This window comes from Halogeometricum pallidum JCM 14848 (assembly GCF_000337095.1).
Classification (GTDB): Archaea; Halobacteriota; Halobacteria; order Halobacteriales; family Haloferacaceae; genus Halogeometricum; species Halogeometricum pallidum.
Window position 1 is genome coordinate 119,224 of sequence record NZ_AOIV01000035.1, and the last position, 8,131, is coordinate 127,354.

Consider the following 8,131-nt stretch of genomic DNA (forward strand, 5'->3'; position numbering starts at 1 on the left):
GCAGACGCGCCTTGCGCATTCTGGCGCCGATAAACACTCCCATCGAGAGAACACACTGACACTGCGAATCCACCCCAATTGTCTAATCTGGGGAGGTCCATGCTTCACGTAATGGAGAATTCGCGGACACCAATTAACTCCAGTGAGAAAGCCGCACTCGACCACCTTGGGCAGTATCTCGATGCGGCAGAGGCTGACGAGAGCCCTACTCGAGCGGACGCTGTTGCCCATCTCATGGATCAGGATGTCGAACGGGCCGACGCGCAAGCACACGTCGAACAACTGTTGCTGAAGGGCTATCTGTACGAAGTCGAGGGCGAACTGCGGATCCCATCGCGTTCTTGACGACGGGTACTGTCTCGGTTTCTCGGTGCCGCTGACTACAGCCAGAGCAATGCAATGGCAGCAGCAGTGATGAGGAGCACAATCCACACGTCACCTCTCTTGGGGATACACTCAACTGCGAATCGTTTCGTGAGTAGTTACTAGCCTTCTGATATATCATCTAGAGACTCTTCTCGTTTGATGGCCTTCGGCCCGAGGGAGCCAGCGGCGTTTGCATAGTGCATATTGGGGGGTTTCTTTGGACGATTTTGGCAATATGCATCGGCCAATAAATCACTCAAATCAGATTATAGGCCCGTCGGGCAGATCTAAGATAATAATAATGTGCTCGACGAAAATTGCAATTTGCCCCAGAACACAAAATGTGCGCGACGAGTGGTTGAAACCCAGATTTTCGCGGTTTTTAGTAGATACGAGTAGGTGAATAGAGTTCACGCTGCTCATCCGATCTTCCGTCGATAACTCGAATAGCCCTCTAGAACACACCGAATACCGCGATATCGAGGGTGTTAGCGGCTGAAATGTGCCCGACGGGAGTGCTAGTCGGGCGTTCAGCCCGTGTCAAATAACCCATACGATAGGAGATATATCTGCGTTCGTTAGAACTGCTCGGTGCGACCACTGCCGTGTTCATCCACTTGATTGTACATCTCATCCGGGAAGGGAAGACTCCCCCAGATCGAGTAGGGACACTGGTCCTTCCCGATACAGTAGCGCTGCATATCGTCATTGTCGCAGTTCATTGGGAGCGGCGTATTCCCGTCGATCGTATTCGTGAATTCATAGCGGATTTGGTAGTCCGTGACCTGCTCGTCGTACCATGGCCAGCGCGAGAAGACGTCTTTGAGGTCCGCGACGATTTCGTCAAGGCTACTGTTCTGATACTGGGGTAACCACATCACCATCCGAGCGAAGTTGTAGAGGTCCTTCCGGATGGGTTTCTTCTCGTGAAGGCGTTCCTCCATGTTTGCCATGCAGGGCAACTCAAACAGGTCCTCGATAGCGTCAACATCGATTTGCGTCGATCCGGTGCCTGGGTGGCCGATTCGATATTGATTGACGCGCCCATCCCGCTTGATGGTGACCGCCGAATGTGACTGATGGTTTGCAAGCGTCTTCGCTAGGCTACTCGGGCTCGAAATCCAGTCCGTAATCGAGGCCTCCCAGTTGTTTTCTGTATCGTACGCTGTGACTGCACTGTAGAGTTCTTTTGCCGTATGGAACTCATCCTGCTGGACGACATCGTCGGCTGACTCGCTGATCGCCCGCCGTAGGACACGAATCGTTCGTTCGCCTTGGTCCCAGTTTCGCCAAATACGCTCGTGATGCCCTGTCTCTATGAAGCGGTTGATCCGATCAGTGATTGCTGACTCGTTCGTCGTCAACCACACCTGCTGGTCTTCGGAGAGGCCGTCCTCTTGGACACGAAGAAGCTTCTTGAATGCCCGCTCCGCATAGGCGTGATACTTCTCATCGAAGTCACCGGCAGGAACGTACAGCCGGTTATCCTTTACTCGCGTCAGGATTTCTCTGTCATCCTCCGTTCCTGCATCACGTCTGTCCGCGTCGTAGACGAGACAGTTCCGGGAGGCAGCAACCATGGGGATTTCGAGGTACAACCCACCCCCGAACTCAGGCATCTCCGTAATGCCTGTACAGACGCGACCGGGGTGGGGACTCTCCCCGCTGGTGTCCTTCGCGTACAGCACCTCAGCGATATCTTGCTGGAGGGTAGCATCGCCGAACTCTCGGAGGAGTGACGCCAGATTGTTGACGTACAGCTCTCGAATGCTGTAGAGGACTTGGATCTTCCGCGGTGGGGCGTGCTCGAACTTCGGGTGTGCCTTGACGCAGATGGCAGCTAGTGTGGCGAGCACGGCAAGCGTCCCTGGTTCGTCGACGAAGGGCTCATCAGCAGCGTTGGTCCGGACGTTCTCTTTGAACGCGGCCGTTCCGAACCGTTCGAGATCGTCCAACAGATCGTCGGGCTGGTCTTCGCCGTCGACGATGTAACGGTTGTAACCACGCGTAAACAGCTGGTTGATGCGTGTTGACCCGTACTCGAGTGGGAGGGCAGCAACTCGATACGCGGTGCGCTCGTCGTCAACTGGGGTAGGAGTACTCATGAGTCGATGAATTCAGGTGTCGCCGTCCGAACGTCGAAGTTCGGACTGTCAATTGGCTGAACAATACTGCAGACGTCAGCGTGCAATGAGTATGGGAGGCGGGCAACGCGCCGGCGGTCGGCGGTCACCACCGGATCAATTGGAATGCCATAGGTGTCCAACAAGAGGTCGTTCAGCACCTCGCGACTCTTGGTATCGTACCGATGGGCCAAGTCGGTGTCAAGCAGGTAGACGTGGACGCCCTGTCCGCTGTACATCACCATCGTCTCCTCAGCGTCAAAATCATTCTCGAAGATATCCCGTACCTCGAACCCGTACTCGATAGCACGGTCGACGTCCTCGAATGCGTAGGGATATCCGGTTGGTGGCGCCTCTCGAATCCCGGCTGCATCAAGGAAACCCTCGGTATCTCGATTATCGACGTCGTCCGCTATCACTCGTTCTGCCCGCTCCCGAGCAATCGTTTTCGCGTCGATATCCACGAGGAGTATCCACGGGCGCTCCCAGTGATCAAGCGCGTAGTAGACGGCGTCGGGGCACGGATTGGGCTTATCGAGAAGAGCAGGATCAGCGAGCGCGAACGTACTTCGTCCAAGGGGGTCATTCTGGGCTGGGTAGCGAATGAACTCCACGATGTCCTCGAACTCATCGAATTCGCAGTGAGTATGTTCACCCGATGCGTTCGTCTGTCGTGTATCTCGGCGAATGAAGTCCTTTGCAGGGACCTCATCTTTCCGCACGGGATGAGACTCTCGAAACGCGAGGGCGTACTGTTTCGGGCCAGCTGGTGTGATGAACGATGGCATCTGATCGACGTACGAGGGAAACTCGTCGGCGTAGTAGGCGTAGATCTCCTCGCGAGTAGCCTGTCGCCACGTCATGAATTGAATTCTCCATCAAGGGTGTGGAAGCCCCGAAGCGTCGTTAGGCCCGCTGCATCGAAGCTCTCGACTGTATCTCGAATATCTGCGAATGATCGGGCTGCACGCCCGCTCACACTGCTTTCGATCCGGTCAGCCTCGGCAAGTCGGTCGAGAACCTCTACTGCAGTCTCTCGCTTGTTGAACGCCCAGACAGCGCTCGCATCAACGTCGCTTAGCTTGTCGTAGTCCTCAACTGGAGCGTGTCTATTGTTGCTCGGCAGTTCCGCCTCACCGACCCACACCAACTCGCTATCAGCGTTGAAGGCAGCGACGTCGAAGACCGTCTCCTCGTCGTATTCGTAGTAGGTCGCGACGCGTGCAACATCATCCTGATTCTGGAGCCATTGTTCGAGGAGCTTGACACCGACTTTGTGCGGGGTTTTCTCTCCGATGTCCCCCTGCCCCGGCCCGACCGCGAGCTTTTGACCGAGTAATTCGCGCCCTGCAGGGAGCACAGTGTAGTACTTCCGTCGGCAGGCCGGTGCTTCTTCCAGTAGATTCTGATCGATGAGCCGCTGGACATCCACGTCATCGAACTGCTCTCTGAACGAGGTCATCGTGTCCAAGAGCGTGTACTCTGAAGAATCACCGTTCATCACATCAAGGACGCAGTTCAGGAACCGAATATCGTCGCGGCTGAGCCCACGCCGTCTGAGTTCTTCATCCGGAACAGTCACTCCGCCCGCTTCCACCGGAGTTGATCCATTTTCGGTTTGTACTGACGAGTCTGTCTCACTCATCGACTCTGTATCTTGGTCTGCTGTGGGCTCGCTTCCAAACGGCCGATCGGTGGCGTCAGAAACCTCCGTTTCGTCCTCTGGGTTAGACGTTGCGTCTGTGGACATCTCTCCAAGGAACGATGATTGCGTCGAATCGTGGGAATCGGTCTGTTCTGTCAATCCGTCTGTCGTGTCTGTAGATTCACTTCCCCAGCTCTCCTCCTCGGATGGGGAGGTTGTGTCCTGACTGCTGGTGAGCCCGTACTTGGCCTGTGTTCGCTCCGACAGTCGTGGGAGGGCCACGGTCTCGAAGTGGTCCTCCTGTTCGACAGAGAGCGGCTCGTCGCTTTCTGGATGTCCTGGTGCTATCGCCAGTGGCTTCACCGAGAACGGAGCGGGTCCAGTCTCTCCGAACGATGGGTTTGCCGAGTGCACGATGTACTCGCCACTCGGGAGCATGTTTATCCGGTTGCGGAGGTCAGTCGGACTCAGGTCTTCGTGGGCCAGCGACTCAATAAGCTCGCGTTCAATCGCGATGTTCCCGATGAGCTTCGTCTTGATGTTGTTCAGCACCTCATGGTAGGCTCGCTCGCTCCGATTTCGGACCTGCCCGGGGAACTGCATCACCAGCCCCATGCTCAGACCGAACGACCGCCCTTGTGGAAGCAACTGCTCAGAGACGAGTTTCGTTGCGGCGATGGGTGCCGCCTCCTCGATGATGAGGTTCGTCAGCTTCTCGTAATCGGTCTGTCCATCACGCCGCCGCACCTGCACCGCATCCCAGAGATTACTCAATAGCAGGAGTGTGATGGCCTGCTGGGCTTCCGGGCGGAGGTCACCGAGATCGAACAGAATTGTGACGTCTTTGTCGAGGAACTCGCGGAAGTCGAAGCGACTGTCGACGTATTCGCCATCCTCATTCTGTTCGGGGGTGTGGTTGAAGATGGGGCGGAGATTGTCATCCTCCCGGAGTGTATCGAGGCGGTGCCCGACAGCGTTCATCGATTTCTGGAACTGCTGGTCGTCCTTTGCGAAGTGCCGCGTGAGCGATTCCTCGACGTGTCTGTTGTCTGCCGACACCGGCGGGATCGTTCGTTCCCCGTGCATCCGGTGTGCTGCCGCAAAGAGGTCATTAAGACCGAAGACGTCGCTGCCATACTCCTCGTCGAACAGCGCTTTGATGAGGTAGCTAGTGATCTCATTGGCGACGAAGGCCTGTTCGTACTTTTCGCGGCCCAGAATCATCCGTAGAATGGCGTGAAAATGGTCAACCTTGTCCTGAATCGCGTCCGTGCGGTTCCGCCCGGCTTCGAGCGCAGGCCGAATATCGAAGAAAGAGAACGCAGGGAGCGTCTCTGGGACGCGGAACTGATAGACGTCGTCTAACCCGCTGAAATGCTCGTAGTGGCAGCGAAGGTAGTTTGCACACATCCCGTCGCCTTTCCGATCGACGATGACGACGGGGCCGCCTGTTGTCTCTCGCAGGGACAGCCCGTCGTTGATGACCGCTTTCGATTTCCCGGCCCCGGTCGAGGCAAACCGACCGTAATGCGTCGTCAAGAGCTTCGGTGGAATCCGAATCGGGTCCGGTTGGGGTGAGCCATTCTCATCGAGTGCATACCCGATCGCCATCCCCTCCTGGAACTGCTGAATTAAGTCGGGATTCGGACACGCGAGCGGATTACGGCTCTGTTGTTCAGCGCGAGTCCCGCGTGTTCCCTCGACCGTGAGTTGTTCGGACGATGGGACGAGAACGAAGTTCGCGAGTTCCGCCCCACTGAGGACGAAATCGGGTCGGGTCTTCCCTCGGCCGACCGCAATCTCGCGGTCAAGTAGCTGCTGAAGGGCCGTTCGAGCGTTCTTCTCCTTCGTCTGTTCTCGAAAGCCCTCAGCACGGAGTCGTTCGCCCGTGACCTCGTAATAGGGGCCGTCTATCGGGTCAAACACGGGCCGAAGTGAATCCATCTGCGCTGCAAGTTCGTCGCGGGATGCACTGTCAGCTGGGACGCCCACTGCTCGAATGTTTGCGGTAAACGACCGGTTGTGGTTCTTCGCGTCGATGTATTCGATCCGCTTTGCGACTGACTCGGGGAGCTGTGTCTCCTCGCGACTGTTCTGTTGCTCTTCGACCGCGAAGAATGAGCCAATGAGTTCTTGGATGAAGGTATCCCGTCCATCGAGAAGGTCCTCTCTGCGAACTTCAGCGTCGGCCTGCCAGGGTGCTCGCCGCTGGAACACAACTTGGAACGCCACAGGCGACGCTGCCTCCATCAGATAGTCGACGAGTGAGGCTAGCGCCGCGCCGGGCTGGTCGACAGCAGTTACTGCGTCGTCGTCATCACTGGACGCGAAGGGCGTCAGCGACGTCATCCAGTCCTTCTTTCGGGTGGCTGAACCGGACCAGCGAACACCAACTGGCGAGACAGTGTCAGTAGTTGGCCGAGCGAGTATCGTTCCCTCCGTCGTCTCGGTTGGCTTTTCGAGTGTCGTCAGTGGTTCCTCTTCGGGAACTGCACTCGGTGGTGCGAGTTCGAGTGCAGTGTTTTCTGTCTCAATGAGATGATTCGTGGCTCTCTGGTCCGTTGTATCGCCAGTAGAGAGGGGGGACGTTTCCGTCGTTTCTGTCTGGTCTTCATCGTCGAGGTTGTGCTGCTCCTCGGGACCAAATTCGTACTGTAGTTGCCCTGCTTCGTACTGGTCGATGAATTCCTCTCGTGTGAGTTCGACTGGCTGGATGAGCCGAGCGGCGACATCAACGTCAACGCGTTCGATATCGAATGTGGCTGGGTAAATCGAGCGGAGGCGCTTCTCGAAGGTGTCGAGATGTTCGTCGACGCCGTAGTAGAACTCGACTGGCTCGTCTGTTCCATCGCTCAGGGCAAGGAATTCAAACCGGGGCGGTGTTTCACTGTGGAACGGGTTCAGCTTCTCTGTGAGGCTTTCCGATCCGGTATTCGTGAGCTTGTGAAGACTGGCGAGAACACGCGAGATTCCCGCAGAGTCGAGCTGTTCGGACGTCGGCGTGACGCGGAGATACTCACGCATCCTCGTCCACCTCCACCGATCCACCATCAGGTTTCGCAGTGACTGCCTGTGACTCTCCGTTCGCAGCCTGCTGTTCGAGTTCCTCACGGAACTGCTGCACGTCCGTATCGGCTGCCTCCTCGTCAGCACCGGGAAGTGTTTCTCGTGTCTGCTCAGCCGGGTCGAAATCGATAACTTGCTTTTCCTTGGACATTGCCTGCACCTTGATCCCGCGCCACTCGCCGTCAACGCCGACGAGCGCCTCGGAGAACCCGGCGTCCTCGTTGCCGGGCACCGCGTCCTGTACGTAGCGCATCTGTGCGTAATTCAGCCCGAACTCCTCGGCCCACTCCTCGTCCATCCCATCCAGGCGATGGAACTGCTTGACAGCACACTGGTCGAGGATTGCCTCAGATTCGGCATGTTCGAAGAACTCATCGACCGTCTGGGTGACGAGGCGGATCGAGAGGTCGTGGTGGCGGTGGTGCCGGAACACCGTTTCGAGGAACGCCAGACTCGCGGCGTCCTGCATGATGTACCGAGCCTCGTCGATGACGAATACGACCTCTTTGTCAGTCTCTTTCGCCCGTTCGTATACGAGCGAAATGAGCAACTGCATCGTCAGCGCCGTACTACTGTCGACGCTGCCCTCCTGCTGGGCAAGGTCGAGGTAGATGACCTTCTCGTCGCGGATGTCGAACTCCGAGGGTTTGCCGAGATTCGCGTGGCGGCCTTCCTCCTCGAAGGGACGGAGCTGGTCGAGCAGCCACGTCGCATCCTCGCGGATCTTCCCGGCCTCTTCGTCAGACCGAACGACGAACTCCTCTGGCTCGTCGACCATGTCCTCGAAGACGTCCATCATGTCTCGAATCGTCGGGCTTGGGTTACTGTGCGTCGAGATGTCGTCGGAGATACTATTACGCATGTAGGCGCGTTTGAGTCCGAGTTCGAGTGTCGTCCGACGATCCCCGAGCGAGATACCACGCAGTGCGAA

3 protein-coding genes and 1 pseudogene are annotated in these 8,131 nt (G+C 57.0%); all 4 read right to left on the bottom strand.

Annotation, left to right across the window (positions count from 1 at the left end):
- Nucleotides 1-944 precede the first annotated feature (944 nt).
- Nucleotides 945-2,471 carry a primase-associated protein gene (locus C474_RS13810; RefSeq protein ID WP_008387831.1) on the bottom strand — a complete coding sequence of 509 codons (1,527 nt, stop codon included), beginning with the start codon at nt 2,469-2,471 and terminating at the stop codon, nt 945-947.
- Nucleotides 2,468-3,352, bottom strand: a complete 885-nt coding sequence (locus tag C474_RS13815) for a bifunctional DNA primase/polymerase (protein WP_008387832.1) — start codon at nt 3,350-3,352, stop codon at nt 2,468-2,470. The genes C474_RS13810 and C474_RS13815 overlap by 4 nt, the downstream gene beginning before the upstream one ends.
- The gene (locus C474_RS13820) at nt 3,349-7,158 is read right to left on the bottom strand and encodes an ATP-binding protein (RefSeq protein WP_049917004.1); all 3,810 of its coding nucleotides are present in this window, start codon (nt 7,156-7,158) and stop codon (nt 3,349-3,351) included. Before C474_RS13820 ends, C474_RS13815 begins: the two co-directional genes overlap by 4 nt.
- Nucleotides 7,151-8,131 (bottom strand): annotated as a pseudogene (locus tag C474_RS13825) (VirB4 family type IV secretion system protein); the annotation flags it as partial. The gene C474_RS13820 and the pseudogene C474_RS13825, both read right to left, overlap by 8 nt.

Coding starts and splice junctions, on each gene's coding strand:
- C474_RS13810 (WP_008387831.1), bottom strand. CDS start 2,471: ATGAGTACTCCTACCCCAGTTGACGACGAGCGCACCGCGTATCGAGTT.
- C474_RS13815 (WP_008387832.1), bottom strand. CDS start 3,352: ATGACGTGGCGACAGGCTACTCGCGAGGAGATCTACGCCTACTACGCC.
- C474_RS13820 (WP_049917004.1), bottom strand. CDS start 7,158: ATGCGTGAGTATCTCCGCGTCACGCCGACGTCCGAACAGCTCGACTCT.